This window comes from Marinobacter halodurans (genome assembly GCF_004327985.1).
Taxonomy (GTDB): domain Bacteria; phylum Pseudomonadota; class Gammaproteobacteria; order Pseudomonadales; family Oleiphilaceae; genus Marinobacter_A; species Marinobacter_A halodurans.
Window position 1 is genome coordinate 1 of record NZ_SJDL01000029.1, and the last position, 13,753, is coordinate 13,753.

Sequence of the window (13,753 nt, forward strand, 5' to 3'; positions counted from 1 at the left end):
TGCCGTTCGGCTAGTGGTTCCCCTTACCGGGCCCACAGGGGACTTGCACCCCCAAGTCATCCGGCCAGCACCACCTGTACCAGAACAGCGCCCGTCAAGGCGCTACGCGCCATGCCTGGCGCACCAAAAAAGGCCCGTCGCACGACGCTTCGGGCCTGACAGCAATCCTCTGCGGAGCCGGACTCCGCCTTGCTGCATCACTTACTGCGGATAGGTCGCTGTCATCCCGTGAACGTACCAGTCCATGCTGGACAGCTGTTCGTGGGTGGCCACTTCGCCTTCCTTGATGCGCAGCTTGCCGGCCTGGTCGTAGATCGGACCGGTGAACGGATGCAGCTTCCCGGTGCGGATCGCCTCGATGGTGTCGTTGACCTTGCTGGTCTGCTCGTCGGTCAGGCGGTCGCTCAGACCCACGATCTTGATGTCGCCTTCCTTGATGCCGCCCCAGTAGTCCTCGGACTTCCAGGTGCCATCCATCACGTCCTGGACGGTCTGGATGTAGTACGGGGCCCAGTCGTCCACCACCGACAACAGGTGCGCGTGTGGACCGAAATGGGACATGTCGGAGGCCTGGCCCACGGCCCACTTGCCGCGTTTTTCGGCCGCCAGCATGGCTGCAGGGCTGTCGGTATGCTGGATGATCACATCCACGCCCTGGTCCATCAGGGTATTGGCGGCATCCGCCTCTTTCGCCGGATCGAACCAGGTGCTGACCCAGACCACCTTCAACTCGACGTCCGGATTGACCTTGCGCGCGGCCAGGAAGGTGGCGTTGATGTCACGGATAACTTCCGGGATCGGGAAGGACGCGATGAAACCGATCTTGTTGGACTGGGTCACCAGGCCCGCTGCCGTGCCGCTGACGTAACGGCCCTCATAGGTCACGGACAGGTAGGTGCCCAGGTTCTTGGCGCGCTTGTAGCCGGTCGCGTGCAGGAACACCTTGTCCGGATAGTCCTTGGCCACGCGGGCGACGGCATTCATGAAGCCGAAGGACGTGGCGAAAATCACGTCGTTGCCCGCCTGTGCCAGGCGGCGCAGGGTGCGCTCGGCATCCGCGCCCTCGTTCACGTTCTCGACGTATGTGGTCTGAACCTTGTCGCCGAAGTGCTCTTCCAGGGCCTTACGCCCCTGATCGTGCTGGTAACTCCAGCCGTGATCACCAATCGGCCCCACGTAGATAAAACCGACTTTCAATGGATCGTCCGCAAAAGCGTGCATGGGGATAACCAAGGCCGCCAGCACAGCCAGTCGTTTCAAAAAGCGCATTCGCACCGTCTCCTGTTATGTCACTTTCTTTTTTGAGCGACTCATTCGTAGCCCGCCAGTTTAACCTGTCATCCGATCAAAGATAGCAGGCCCGGGCGAGAATCAGCACCGTCAGGTACTTGAGCAAAAAACTGGCCAACCGTTCAGGAAAATCCTTGTACCCTGGACCCACGTGCCTGGTGCCCAAGAACCATGGCGAGACATGCCTTCTTCAACCAGCGCCTGCACGGAAACAGACCATTCCGGCCACCAGGATGCCCACTTTGATGCGTCCGCCGGACGGGCCGATGGACCAGCGGTCATCCAATCACCATCCCGGCGTCTGTCCGCCATCCTGCTGCGTATAAAAAATCACCGCATTACATGATTTGCAACCTATTGCTTTTCCGGTGAAATATCTTTTCAGGCCACTTTGGCGCCGGAACACCCATGCCAATTGGGCCAATGACAACCTGACAAAAGTCACAAAAAGTTACACCTCGGCACAAATCTTTATTTGCACAAATGCACCACTTAACCCTATTCCTATGAGGTGTAGGGAAGCACATGTGACCAAGGAGTACACAAAATGAAACGCACAACAATGCCTAAAAACGTTTCTCCCACAGCCCTGTTTGTCCGTGCCCAGACGTTCCGGGCCGGTAAACCCGGCTCCCAGAGAGGGGCCAGCGCCCTGGAGTACATCGTGCTGGCCGCCGCTATCATCGGCATCGTCACGCTCCTGATCACCCAGACGGATGTCGGCACCACCTTCACCGGCGCTTTTGAAGGATTGTTCGACGACGCAGCAAATCCGGGCGCCTGACGCGCCCGGCGTCTTGCCAGGACATCAGGAGAGTCCAGATGAGTCTGTCGTCTTCGGGCGCTATCCAGCGCGGTGCCGTCGCACTCGAGTTCCTGTTGCTGTTTCCGTTTATCGTGGCAACGCTCTATGCGGCGGCCAGCTACAGCGTCCTGTTTTTCAACCAGTATCGCATGCAGGACGCGGTGACCCAGGCCGCCAACCTGTCGTTGACGATCGATCGGTCCAGTTATCAGGCCGACCAGTTGAAAGGGGTTGTGGAGAGCCGTTCCTCTCAGGCCCTCGATTCACTGCTCGGTACGTTGCCGGACCGTTTCCGCAAAGCGGTGCAACCGGATCTCACCGGTTGCACGGTGGGCACGGTCAGCAACGTGGAGATGCTGCGCTGCAGCGTTGGGATCGCCGGCGGCGACAGCAGCCTGTTACCACTGATCAGCTTCGGCTGGCTGGGGCAGTTTCCGCCCATGCCAAGCCGCTTGCAGGCCGAAGCCTTCGTGGCGTTCTGACGACGCAACCGGGAACCGCACCGGCACGGAGTATCACAACCATTAACGTCGGGAGTCCAACGTGGGATCCAGAGCACTTTACGCCCTGCCAGCGATCGTACTCGCGCTCATCGCATTGATACTGGCGGGCATCGGCTTTGCCAATAATGAGCCACCGGTTCAGACGTTGCCCCATGAACCAGCGAAAACCACCACCATGGAGCAGGCTGCGCCATCCCTGTTCGAATACCTGGTCGTGACCCGCCCCATTGCCAGTGGCGAACCCATCGGCGAAGACCAGGTCAGCCGTGTGGGCACGGCACAGGAAGTGAAAGGGGCCATCAGCGCGGACCGTTTCAAGTTCGGTACACCCGCCGTGGGTCCTATCCAGCCCGGGGCCATCCTGACCCGCGACCTGCTGTCGAGTACCAGCCTGATCACTCCCCGCATCAAGCCCGGGCATCAGGCCATTGCCCTGAAGATGGATGAAGTCACCGGCGTCGGCGGACTACTCAAGCCCGGCGACCGGGTCAATGTGCTCGCCACCTTCCAGCGCGATCGACAGGCCACTCCCACCGCCGTCACCGTGGTACGCGGTGCGCCGGTACTGGCGGTCCAGGGCTCCCTGGGCAGCGACAGCGATGCGCCCGACAAGGAGCGTCGCAACGACTCCATCGTCCTGTTGATCCCGGATGCCCGGGTGCCGGCGGTGCTGCTGGCGTCCAACGAAGGCAAGGTGCGCCTGGCCGCCATTGCCGCCCCGGAGGACACCCGGTCGCAGGACACCGCCACCGATAGCGCTGCCAGCATGGCCCTGGCCGACCTGTTCCCCAAACCGCCAGCGCCGCCCAAATCCCAACCCGTCCGTCGCGCACCGGCCAACAAGGTCGAGGTTTTCGAAGGTTCCGAGAGCAGGAAGGTCTATGTTCGCTAATCGACTGAAAACACGTTTGCTGGCCGGTCTCCTGCTGGGCCTGGTGGTGCTGCCTGCCGCAGCCCTGGAAAACGGCGCCATGATCAGCCTCGGCAAGGGCGAGCAGCGTGTGCTGGATTTTCCGTCCGCACTGGCCAAGGTCGCCACCTCCGCCCCCGATATCGCCGCCGTTACGGTGTCTGGCACCCGCGAGTTGCTGCTGACCGGGAAAGCCGAAGGCTCGGCGATCCTGTCGGTCTGGCTCAGGGATGCCGACGATCCGCTGAAAGCCCCGATCGTGGTGGCGCCCACCCAGGGCGAAAAGATGCCGTTCGGCACCCAGGTGCAGACGGATATCCGCATCCTCGAGGTCAGCCGCAGCCAGCTCAACGAGCTGGGGTTCTACTACGCCCGTCTGTTCGACGGCGGCAATTCCGCCATCGGCGTGGCACCGCCGGGCAGCGGGTATCGCGGTTTCACCGGCCCGGGCCAGGCGAGTGCCCCGATCTCCACGGACGGCTTCAACCTGTTCAGCTTTGGCGCCAATTCCCTGGCCATCATCAATGCCCTGGAATCCGGTGGCTTTGCCTATACCCTGGCCCAGCCGTCGCTGACCAGCATCAGCGGACAGAACGCCACCTTCCTCTCCGGCGGCGAGTTTCCCATTCCGGTGAGCACGGACGGCGACAGCATCGAGGTGGAATACAAGGAATTCGGCGTTAGCCTCAGCCTGACGCCGACCGTCGTGGACCCGGAACAGATCATCCTCAAGGTGGCCCCGGAGGTCAGCGAGCTCGACTTTTCCACCGGGGTGACCACGGCCGGCGTCTCGGTACCCGGCCTGCGGGTGCGCCGGGCCCAGACCACGGTATCCATGGGGCCGGGCGAGACCTTCATCATCAGCGGCCTGGTCAGTCGCAGCACCATCAATAACAGCGACCGCATCCCGGGACTGGGCGATATCCCTGTCCTCGGAGCCCTGTTCCGTTCCGACCGGATATCCCGCGAGGACAAGGAGCTGATCATGGTGGTCACGCCTCATATCGTGTCCCCGGGCAAGGCCGGCGACCGGATCACCGACCTGCCCGCTTCGGATTACCACAACAGCAGCATGGGCTGGCTCGACATGGCCACCCAGACCCGCGGCGGCGAACATCCCATCCATCACGGCTTGAGTTGGTGACCCATGGACCATCAGGACATTATCGTTTGCATCACCGACGACCTGGGCATCCGGGTCTGGCTGGAGCGTGCGCTGCAGGATGCGTGGCGTCTTGAATGCGTCGGCAACGCTGACCTTTCAAGAGTCGTCAACCTGGTCGAAGCGACCCGCGCACGGCTGGCGATCGTCGCCATCGACGAAAACGCCCCGGAACGCTCCCTGCGGACCATCGAAGCCGTCCACCGTGCCCATCCATCGCTGGTGGTGATCACGGTGGCCCGGCGACTCAACCAGGAGTACCTGCTGCGCAGCATGCGGGCCGGGGCCCGCGATTGCCTGCTTGCCGATAGCGATGCCGAAGAGTTGCGGGCCCAGGTCAACGACCTGCTCTACCGCGAGCAGGTGTCCCCCGAGTCCCGCCAGCGGGATGCTTTGCCTCACAACCTGACCCTGGTGGCCCCCGCCGACCCAACGGTGGACACCCGTTTCCTGACCCAGAACCTGGCGTTCGCCCTCAACCGCGACAACCCGGACCAGCGGATCCTGGCCATCGACACCGCCGCCGAAGGGCGCAATGTGTTCTACCTGGAAGTGAACAACCGCTTCACCCTGAAGAACTTCCTGGCCAACGCCAATGCCGCCGATGAGACCCTGATCGAAACGGCGCTGGAGGAATACCGCGAGGGTCTGAGACTACTGGGCGGACAGCTGGATGACAGTGACCTGGGCGGTGACCGGAACGCCGACCTGTTCATCGTCATCAGCCAGCTGATGCACCTGTTCGACCACATCGTGGTCAACGTGGATCCGGCCGTCGCGGACCACTGGATCGGCGCCGTCGGCCCCCATACCAGCACGCTGGTCATGACCCTGCATCCGATCGTGTATCAGGCGCACCGCGCGCGGCGCCAGATCGAACGCTGGCGCAGCAGCCTGGGTACCGCATGCCGCCAGGTGCTGGTCGCCGACGGCGCGGACGGCAAGGTGTCGCCGACCCTCACACAGTTGGAAGAGACCATTGGTATCGAGGCCCTCGGCGCCCTACCGCTGGATTGGAACAATCGCCTGCTGACCATCAACGCCGGCATTCCATTGCACCGGCTTCCCCGCAAGAACGCCTACGCCCGCCAGTTCGAGCATCTGTTGAAACGCTTCAACGGGCCACAAAACCACACCGGCGAACCGTCGACGACCCGGGGGACGGGCCTGCTACAGCGGCTGCGGCTGGCCTGAACGAGTGAGGGGGTAAACAGGTTATGGCATCCCGGATTGACCAGGAATACCAGGATCTTAAAGAACTCGTTCACCGCGCGGTGGTGGAGCGGCTGGACGAGGAAGGCATTGAAGTGGGCAAGGCCGCCAAGTCCACACTGGCCGATTTCGTGCGGGTCAGCGTGTCCGACTACCTGACGGCCAACAAGGTACCCCTGTCCACCCAGGACCTGAGCCTGCTGTCCCGCGAGATTCTCGACGAGGTCGCCGGTTTCGGACCGCTGGAACCGTTGCTGGCCGACCCCTCGGTGAACGACATCCTGGTGAACGGTCCCGGGGACGTGTTCGTGGAAATCGATGGCCTGCTGCAACGCGCCAACACCCGGTTTATCAACGACGACCACGTGATCCGCGTGGTCCGGCGGATCCTGTCGCCGCTGGGCCGGCGCCTGGACGAATCCAGCCCTATGGTGGACGCCCGCCTGCCGGACGGTTCCCGGGTCAACGCCATCATTCCGCCGATCGCCCTCGATGGGCCGTCCATGAGTATCCGCAAGTTCACCAAGAACCACCTGACCGCCAACGACTTGTTGCAGGGCGGCTCGCTGACTCGGGAGGGCCTGGAGACGCTGCTGGCGCAGGTGACCGACCGCCGCAACGTCCTGGTCAGCGGCGGCACCGGGACCGGCAAGACCACCATCCTCAACCTGATGAGCCAGCACATCCCGCGGGAGGAGCGGGTCGTCACCATCGAGGACTCCGCCGAACTGGCGTTGGACCATCCCCATGTGGTGCGCCTGGAGACGCGGCCGGCCAACACCGAGGGTACCGGCCGGGTGAGCGCCCGGGACCTGGTGATCAACGCCCTGCGCATGCGCCCGGACCGGATCATCGTCGGTGAGGTTCGCTCCGGCGAGATTATCGAGCTGCTGCAGGCGATGAACACCGGGCACGAAGGCTCGATGAGCACCATCCACGCCAACAGTGCCCGGGATGCCATGGTGCGCATCGAAACCCTGCTCGCGGTCAACGGTTATGACGCCAGTGAGCGCGCCGTGGGGCGGCTGATTGGCTCGGCCATCGACGTGATTGTGCAACTCGCCCGCCAGCCGGATGGCCGGCGCTACGTCAGTGAGATCGTCGAGATGCGCCCGGATACGGACGATCCCTATCGGATGCACCATCTCTATCGGGGGGCCAGCCATGGCGAATCCGCTCTGGCTTAACGCCGCCCTGATCTTCGCCCTGGCGGCCCTGGCCCTGGTCGCCGCCCAGTGGATCTGGCAGGCCCGCAGTGTCCGTCGCCAGCTCGGGCGCCGCATCAGCCAGCGCCTGGAGGATACCCGTGAACTGCCGGCCGAGCAGGGCGCACGCTACCGGCCCGGTCGTCTCGATGTCCTGCTCCTGCGGGCCAACCTGCGCTTTTCATCGCGCCAGGTGGTTGTCGTCGGCTTGCTGGCGGGTCTGGCCCTGCTGCTGACCGGCATGGCCAGGGGCCCGGTGGTCGCGCTGGTGTGCGCCTTCTTCGTGGCGTCCGCCGGTTATGTCTATTGGCGGGTGCGTTTCCAGAAGCAGCGCCAGAAGATCTACAGCGAACTGCCGGAAATGATCGACGCGGTACTGCGTTACATCGAGGCCGGGCGCTCCCTCGAGCAGGCCCTCACGGACGCCCTGGCGGACGCCTCGCCTATCTTCGGGCCCCTGAACTTCCGGGTCCGCAGTGCCGTCGAGGCGGGCCGTGACTACACCCGCCTGTTCGAGGACTTCGCCGAACTCTACCGGGTGGCGGCACTGGTGCTGGTCGCCCTTGCCTTGCGCACCTCCGCCCGCTTCGGTTCGTCGGTCAAACCGTTGCTGCGGCAGGTGGCCGATGCCCTGCGCTCCCAGCAGGCGTTGCGCCAGGAGTTCCTGGCCGCCACGGCGGAAACCCGCTTCACGGCGGCGACCTTCGCCCTGTTGCCGCCCGGTCTCGCCGTCTACATGACGGCCATCAACGAGGAGTATTCCGCGGTGCTGCTCGATACCGCCACCGGCCACACCATGCTGGCCGTTGCCGGCGCCTTGCAGCTGTGCGGCATGTTGATGATCTGGCGCATGATCCAGGGGGTGGGCCGTGATTAATCCCTGGTTTGCCGGTGCCATGGCGGCAGCCGTCTGCGCCATCTGGCTGGCCCTCTACAAGGCGCCGCAATGGGCCCTGCGGGCGCGCATACGGGCCCGCCTGGATCGATTGCCGCTGGACGAGGACGAAAAGCTCACTTCCCTGCTGCAGCACTGGATGGATCGCTTCACCCGTCATCGCTGGATCGCCGCCGACTTCAGCGAGCAGGGCGTGGCGCTGGAAACCGCCGGCCTGTCCCTGTCCCGGGCCCAACGGGTCTACCTGCTGGTGTGCTGGCTGGTGCCGGCCCTGGTGATCGCTGGTGGCTTTGCCGCGTTCGGCAGTGGCGGTGGTCTGCTGATCGCCGGCCTGGCCTTCGTGCTGCCCCGCAAGGCGATCCGCACAGCAGGCCGCCGCGCCGAGTACGAGCAGAACCTGGAAGCCATCGAGCTGTGCCAGATGACGCGCATGCTGATGGAAGCCGGCCTGTCGGTGGAACGCACCCTGCGGCTGGTGGCCACCCAGGCCCGGCCGGTCATGCCACGGCTGGTCATGCGCCTGGACCGCTTCAACCGGATGATGGAATCCGGCGCCGAGCGCACGGCGGCGCTGGACGAGCTGGGCCGCAACAAACGCATTACCGTGCTGCGCAACTACGTGACGCTGATGAAACAGAGCAGCAAGCTCGGCGCCCGGGTCTCGGACAGCCTCGGGCAGATCGTGCAGGAAGCCCAGCACGCCGAGCGCACGCGCCTCAAGGAAGACACCAATCGCCTGGGCGCCAAGATGACCGTCATCATGATGATTTTCATGCTGCCGGCGCTGTTCATCCTGATCGGCGGGCCGGCCCTGATTTCCATTGCCGACGCGATGGGGGGCTCATGAAACACCCATCGACGGCCACAGAACCACAGCAGGAGGTTGAACGCACCATGCCGCCATCCCGATTCCGACTCGCCTGTCTGATCGGCCTCAACGCCCTGTTCGCAGGCTGCGCCGCCACGCCGGAGGCCCCGCCGGGTGCCGACCGACAACGGGTCAGTTGCATGACCGAGATCCAGCCGGAAATGCAGGTTCACCTGGATCTGGTGGACGCCATGATCGATCGGGGCAAGCCCTACGCGGCCCTGGCCCAGCTCGAGAGCAAACGACTCTCGACAGAGGATCACTGGCTGCGTCGGGGCCAGTTGCTCGCCATGACCGGCCACCTGAGCCAGGCCGAGCACACCTTCCGGCAGTTGGTGGACCAATGCCACTCGGGGCGCAGCTACCATGGTCTGGGCATGACGCTGCTGAAACAGTCACGGCTCGAGGAGGCCCTGCCCTACCTGGAGAAAGCCCGGGTTCTGGCGCCGGCCTCCGCCGATGTCCGTAACGACTATGGCTACGCGCTGTTGCTCGCCCATCGCCCCTACGAGGCCGCCACCGAATTGCGCACGGCCCTGGAACTCAATTCGGGTAAGGGCCCCGTACGCCAGAACCTGGCCACCGCCTACATGCTCACGCAGAACCAGGCCGGTCTGGACCTGCTGCGTGATCGCTACCACTTCGGCGTGGATGAGTACGCCTACGCCCGCAAACTCGCCCGAGAGCTGGGAGGGCAACCATGAAGACACACCTGTTGATCCTGCTCTGCCTGCCCGCCATGGCGATGGCGGCTGATCCACCGGATCATGGACTGTCCGGTGATGTCGTGGGGACCGCCAAGAACACACGAACGGAGCAACTGCTGGATCGCCAGGTCCGGGATAGCCGGCCCGGACAGGAGCTGTCCCTGGAGCTGTTCGTCGATACCCAGAAGCGGTTGGCTGAATCCTTCCGCCGCCCCATCCCGGACGATATCCGTGAATCCACTCGCGAGAAGAAGTAACCCCGCCGGGCAAAGGGGTGCCCTGACGGTGGCCACACCGCTGATCATCACCGTGGTCCTGCTGTTTACGGTGATGGGCCTGGACGGCGCCCGGCTCTATGCCCTCAAGGGGCGCATGCAGGGCCAGGTCAATGCGGCGGCCATCGCGGCGGCAGACGGCGCCCAGGCCTGCGGCGGCAACGAGGTCTCGCTGGCGACCATCCGCAACCGCGCCCTGGTGGCCGCCAACGCCCAGGGTTTCGACGGTGAGCTGTCCGACCTGCAGATCACACCCGGTGTACTCCAGACCCAGGGGACCAGCAACGACGAGCTGGCCCTGGTACCGGTCGCCGATCTCGACCAGAGCAACGCCGTGCTGGTGGCCTACTCCCGCGAGGAGCCCATTTCCCGCTTTCTCCCGGACCTGTTCGGCCATGTCACGCTGACGGCGCAGGCCGCCGCCCGCAAGGAGGTGATCGCCACCCTGAGCGCTGGCGGCTCAACGCTCACGGTGGATAACGGCCTGCTCGGCAGCCTGCTGGGGGCGGTGCTGGGGCAACCGGGTTACAGCCTGGATGCGACCAGCCTGTCGAGCCTGCAGAATACCACCGTGCAGTTGGGCGACCTGCTGCAACAGGCCGGCGTGGATTCCCTGGCTGACCTGCTGCCGTTGCGCGCCGATACCCTGGCCCGCGCCGTACGCGACACCACGGGCTCGCTCACGCCGGTCGGCGAACTGTTCGACGACCTGCTCGACAGCAACGGCATCGAAACCGTCCGGGTCAGTGACATCCTGAACGCCGCCAGTACCACCCGGGTGCCCAGGGACAGTTCTTTCGAGACCTACGACCTGCTCATCAGCCTTGTGCTCAATATCGCCCGCAGCCAGTCCGCCGGAGAGGGGCAGTTGCTGAGCGTGCCGCTGACCATCAGCGACCTCAATATCCCGCTGATCGCCAACATCAAGTCGGTCGATCTGGAGGTGTTCGTGGATCGGGCGCCGGACATTGGCCTGGGGCCGGCCCGCAGGGACCTCAACGGGGAATGGATGACGCGGTTCCACTCCGCGGACATGAGCCTGCGCCTGGTTGCCGATGCCGAGATTCTCCCCATGACCCTGCTGCCGGGCGTCAAGCTCACCATCGCCAGCCTCAAGGTTCCCCTGGCCATCGATATCGGCGGCGGCGAAGGTTCACTGGTGACCGCACGCTGCGCACGGGCCACCCGCAATGACGTGGCGTTCGACGTCGATCTGGACCGTTCCGTCGCCACCATGGCCACCGGTGGCATTGGCCTGGGCAGCGGCGATGTCGATTTCGCACCGCTGGCAGCCAGTGTCGGCCAGATCGAGGTGTTTGGCGTGGCCAGCAGCTCCGGCGTCATCGACCTGGAAGCCGCGTTGCAGGCGACCGTACCCGGTGTGCATTCCACCGCAACCGTCGCCACCGATTATCCGCTCTATTGCTCACCGGAGAGCGGCTGCACCGAAACCCGCTATGACGATGGCGATGCGGCACTGGATGGCCTGGACCCAAACGTCGATATCACCAGGCTGGAGCTGGCTGACTCCATCGATGTCTCCGGTTTGCTGGCCCCGTTGACGTCATTGATCAACAATCTACTGGATGACGTCGTCGGCAGCCTGCTGAAGGCCATCGTGTCGCCCCTGCTGCAAACGCTAGGGGTGGGTTTGGGCGGCATGTCCGTCACGGTCACCAACGCCGACCAGGGACATGCGGTGCTGATTGAGGACATCAAGGTCGTCAACTGAGGGATGGAAGCCCATGGATATGGAGCTGGCTATACGCACAACGCTGGATGCCCTGGGGCCGGTCGCCCTGGGCGTGGGTCTGGTCGGTGCCGGCCTCGGCCTGATCGGTGAGTGGCGCCGGCGGCAGTCGCTCGGGGCCATTCATCAGCTGCAGGGACAGGTGGCGGAACAGGAACGCCAGCTCCGCAACACGTCCCGCGAACTGGCGGTGCTGTTCGATCATACGGCCATTGCCGTGGTGATCCTGGACAAGCAGAGCCACCAGGCCGAGTACGCCAACAGCCTGGCCCTGGAAGCGTTCGGCACCCCATCCCTGGGCACCCTCAATGGCGACATCCTGGTCAAACCCGATGCCTGGGCGGACGAACCCTATGACCTGCGCCGCTTCGAGGACCTCCTGGACCAGGCCAACCAGGTGGGTTTCGTGCAGTTCGAGTGGTGTTTCGTCCGGGCACCGGCCTACGCCCGCTGGCATCGGGTCTCCCTGAACCACCTGCTGTTCAACGGAAAGCCCTGTCTGCTGGCGACCGCCGTCAACACCACCGAACGCAAGCTGGCCGATGCCAAGCGCGAGCGCCGCAACCGGGTACTGACCGCCCTGGCCAGTCGCCGCGCCCTACCGGAAACCCTGAACCAGGTGGTGGCGATGGTGGAATCCGCCCACCCGGATTTCCATTGCGGCGTCATGCTGGCCGACGAGGGTCAGCAGGCCCTGAGCTGGGTCAGCGCACCACGGCTGCCGGCCCGCTTCCGCCAGGCCACCGACGGTCTGGCGATGCAGTTCGGCCAAGCGGCCTGTGGTACGGCCGCAGCCATCAAGGCCCGGGTGGTCTCGCGGGACATCCACCAGGATCCGCGCTGGACCCGCTTCCTCTCCGCCGCCGACGAGGCCGGTTTCAACGCCTGCTGGTCGGAACCCATCCTGTCCAGTAGTGGAGAGGTGCTGGGGACCTTCTGCGTCTACCACACCGAGCCCTGGGAGCCCGGCGGCGACGCCATCGATGCGCTGACCGAGCCCCTCTACCTCGCCAGCCTGGCACTGGAGGATGCGCTGACGCGGGAGCGACTGGAGCGCAGCATGGCCCAGGAGCACCTGCTTCGACAGTTGAGTACGTCGCTGCTGGAGGATGACAGTCCGGAGGACGGCGCCGGTATCCAGGAGGTGCTGGATACCGTGGGCGACTATCTCGGACTGGACCACGCCTACGTCTATGAACAGGACCGGGTGGACGGGCCCTTCACCCGCCGCTATCACTGGACGTCCGGCCACGATGCGCAACCGCTGCCCATTGGCGATGCGCCCCATCCGGACGAGCTGGCGCCCCTGCTGGAAGCCCTGCAGGAGGACGGCTACTCGATCTTCGACAGCAAACCCGGCAACAGCGATGCCCGGATCCAGGCCCTGACCGGCACCGCCGCCACCCGCGGCGCGCTGTTCATCCCACTTTATGGGGATCAACGCCTGCGCGGTATTCTCGGCTTCGATGCGTTGGATGCCGGCATGCCATGGCACCCTTCGATGATCAACACCCTACGGGTGATCGGCACACTGATCAGCCACGCCCTAACCCGCCGGGATCTGCTGGCGTCCCTCGAATACAAGGCCCTGCACGACCGACTCACCGGGCTGTTCAACCGGCACAAGGTGGAAAGCAACCTGCGCCAGGAAATCCTGCGCTGCGAACGTTACGGCAACGACCTGGCCGTGCTGCTGATCGATATCGACCTCTTCAAGCAGGTCAACGACACCTTCGGCCACGGCGCCGGTGATGACGTCCTGCGTGCGCTGGCCGACCTGTTGCGCCGGGAGTTGCGGGCCGCGGACATCTCCGGCCGCTGGGGTGGCGAGGAATTCCTTATCCTGTTGCCGGAAACCGACCTCAGCGGCGCCCGTAACGTGGCCGAGCAGTTGCGCCAAACGGCGGAGCGCCACGCCTTTTCCATCCCCCGCCCCGTCACCATCAGCGTCGGCCTGGCGGTCTGGTGTTCCGGTGACAGTCCGGACACGCTGGTCAACCGCGCCGATGAAGGGCTCTACCGGGCCAAGAGCAGCGGTCGAAACAGTGTCCAGGTAGCACCCGCCCAGCAGGAGGAGAGCAGCGAGTCACGCGCTCGACCGATGGAGTCGTCACGCTCCCGCTACGACCCGGCCCGGCTGCTGGGCAGCAACCCAAGGCACCGCAACTGAT

At 64.7% G+C, this 13,753-nt stretch carries 13 protein-coding genes; 12 read left to right on the forward strand and 1 reads right to left on the reverse strand.

Annotated features, from left to right (window positions below; translation table 11 throughout):
• Positions 1-201 precede the first annotated feature (201 nt).
• Positions 202-1,269, reverse strand: coding sequence for a BMP family ABC transporter substrate-binding protein (locus EZI54_RS16505; RefSeq protein ID WP_207389245.1), 1,068 nt, complete (start codon positions 1,267-1,269; stop codon positions 202-204).
• Positions 1,270-1,837: 568 nt separating this feature from the next.
• Between EZI54_RS16505 and EZI54_RS16510 the strand changes: the two genes are divergently transcribed.
• The 12 genes from EZI54_RS16510 to EZI54_RS16565 all read left to right on the forward strand — a co-directional run bounded on the left by EZI54_RS16510 (position 1,838) and on the right by EZI54_RS16565 (position 13,752).
• Positions 1,838-2,074: a hypothetical protein gene (locus EZI54_RS16510; protein ID WP_131482990.1), complete on the forward strand. Its 237-nt coding sequence runs from the start codon at positions 1,838-1,840 to the stop codon at positions 2,072-2,074.
• A gap of 38 nt (positions 2,075-2,112) precedes the next feature.
• On the forward strand, positions 2,113-2,577 hold the full coding sequence (locus EZI54_RS16515; RefSeq protein WP_131482991.1) for a TadE/TadG family type IV pilus assembly protein: 465 nt from the start codon (positions 2,113-2,115) through the stop codon (positions 2,575-2,577).
• 61 nt (positions 2,578-2,638) lie between these two features.
• Positions 2,639-3,490 carry a Flp pilus assembly protein CpaB gene (gene cpaB, locus EZI54_RS16520; RefSeq protein WP_131482992.1) on the forward strand — a complete coding sequence of 284 codons (852 nt, stop codon included), beginning with the start codon at positions 2,639-2,641 and terminating at the stop codon, positions 3,488-3,490.
• A complete protein-coding gene (locus EZI54_RS16525) occupies positions 3,480-4,652 on the forward strand; it encodes a type II and III secretion system protein family protein (protein ID WP_131482993.1) in 1,173 nt (390 codons plus the stop codon). Before cpaB ends, EZI54_RS16525 begins: the two co-directional genes overlap by 11 nt.
• A gap of 3 nt (positions 4,653-4,655) precedes the next feature.
• The gene (locus tag EZI54_RS16530) at positions 4,656-5,864 is read left to right on the forward strand and encodes a CpaE/TadZ family protein (RefSeq protein ID WP_131482994.1); all 1,209 of its coding nucleotides are present in this window, start codon (positions 4,656-4,658) and stop codon (positions 5,862-5,864) included.
• 23 nt (positions 5,865-5,887) lie between these two features.
• Complete coding sequence (locus EZI54_RS16535; protein WP_131482995.1) at positions 5,888-7,069, forward strand: TadA family conjugal transfer-associated ATPase; 1,182 nt, start codon at positions 5,888-5,890, stop codon at positions 7,067-7,069.
• Complete coding sequence (locus EZI54_RS16540; protein WP_131482996.1) at positions 7,047-7,964, forward strand: type II secretion system F family protein; 918 nt, start codon at positions 7,047-7,049, stop codon at positions 7,962-7,964. The genes EZI54_RS16535 and EZI54_RS16540 overlap by 23 nt, the downstream gene beginning before the upstream one ends.
• Complete coding sequence (locus EZI54_RS16545; RefSeq protein ID WP_207389246.1) at positions 7,957-8,829, forward strand: type II secretion system F family protein; 873 nt, start codon at positions 7,957-7,959, stop codon at positions 8,827-8,829. Before EZI54_RS16540 ends, EZI54_RS16545 begins: the two co-directional genes overlap by 8 nt.
• Before the next feature lie 47 nt (positions 8,830-8,876).
• Entirely contained in the window at positions 8,877-9,554 is a 678-nt protein-coding gene (locus EZI54_RS16550; protein ID WP_207389247.1) for a tetratricopeptide repeat protein, read from the forward strand.
• A complete protein-coding gene (locus EZI54_RS16555; RefSeq protein ID WP_131482997.1) occupies positions 9,551-9,814 on the forward strand; it encodes a hypothetical protein in 264 nt (87 codons plus the stop codon). The genes EZI54_RS16550 and EZI54_RS16555 overlap by 4 nt, the downstream gene beginning before the upstream one ends.
• Complete coding sequence (locus EZI54_RS16560; RefSeq protein ID WP_131482998.1) at positions 9,789-11,564, forward strand: Tad domain-containing protein; 1,776 nt, start codon at positions 9,789-9,791, stop codon at positions 11,562-11,564. Before EZI54_RS16555 ends, EZI54_RS16560 begins: the two co-directional genes overlap by 26 nt.
• A gap of 13 nt (positions 11,565-11,577) precedes the next feature.
• Positions 11,578-13,752, forward strand: a complete 2,175-nt coding sequence (locus tag EZI54_RS16565) for a sensor domain-containing diguanylate cyclase (protein ID WP_131482999.1) — start codon at positions 11,578-11,580, stop codon at positions 13,750-13,752.
• Position 13,753: the final 1 nt, after the last annotated feature.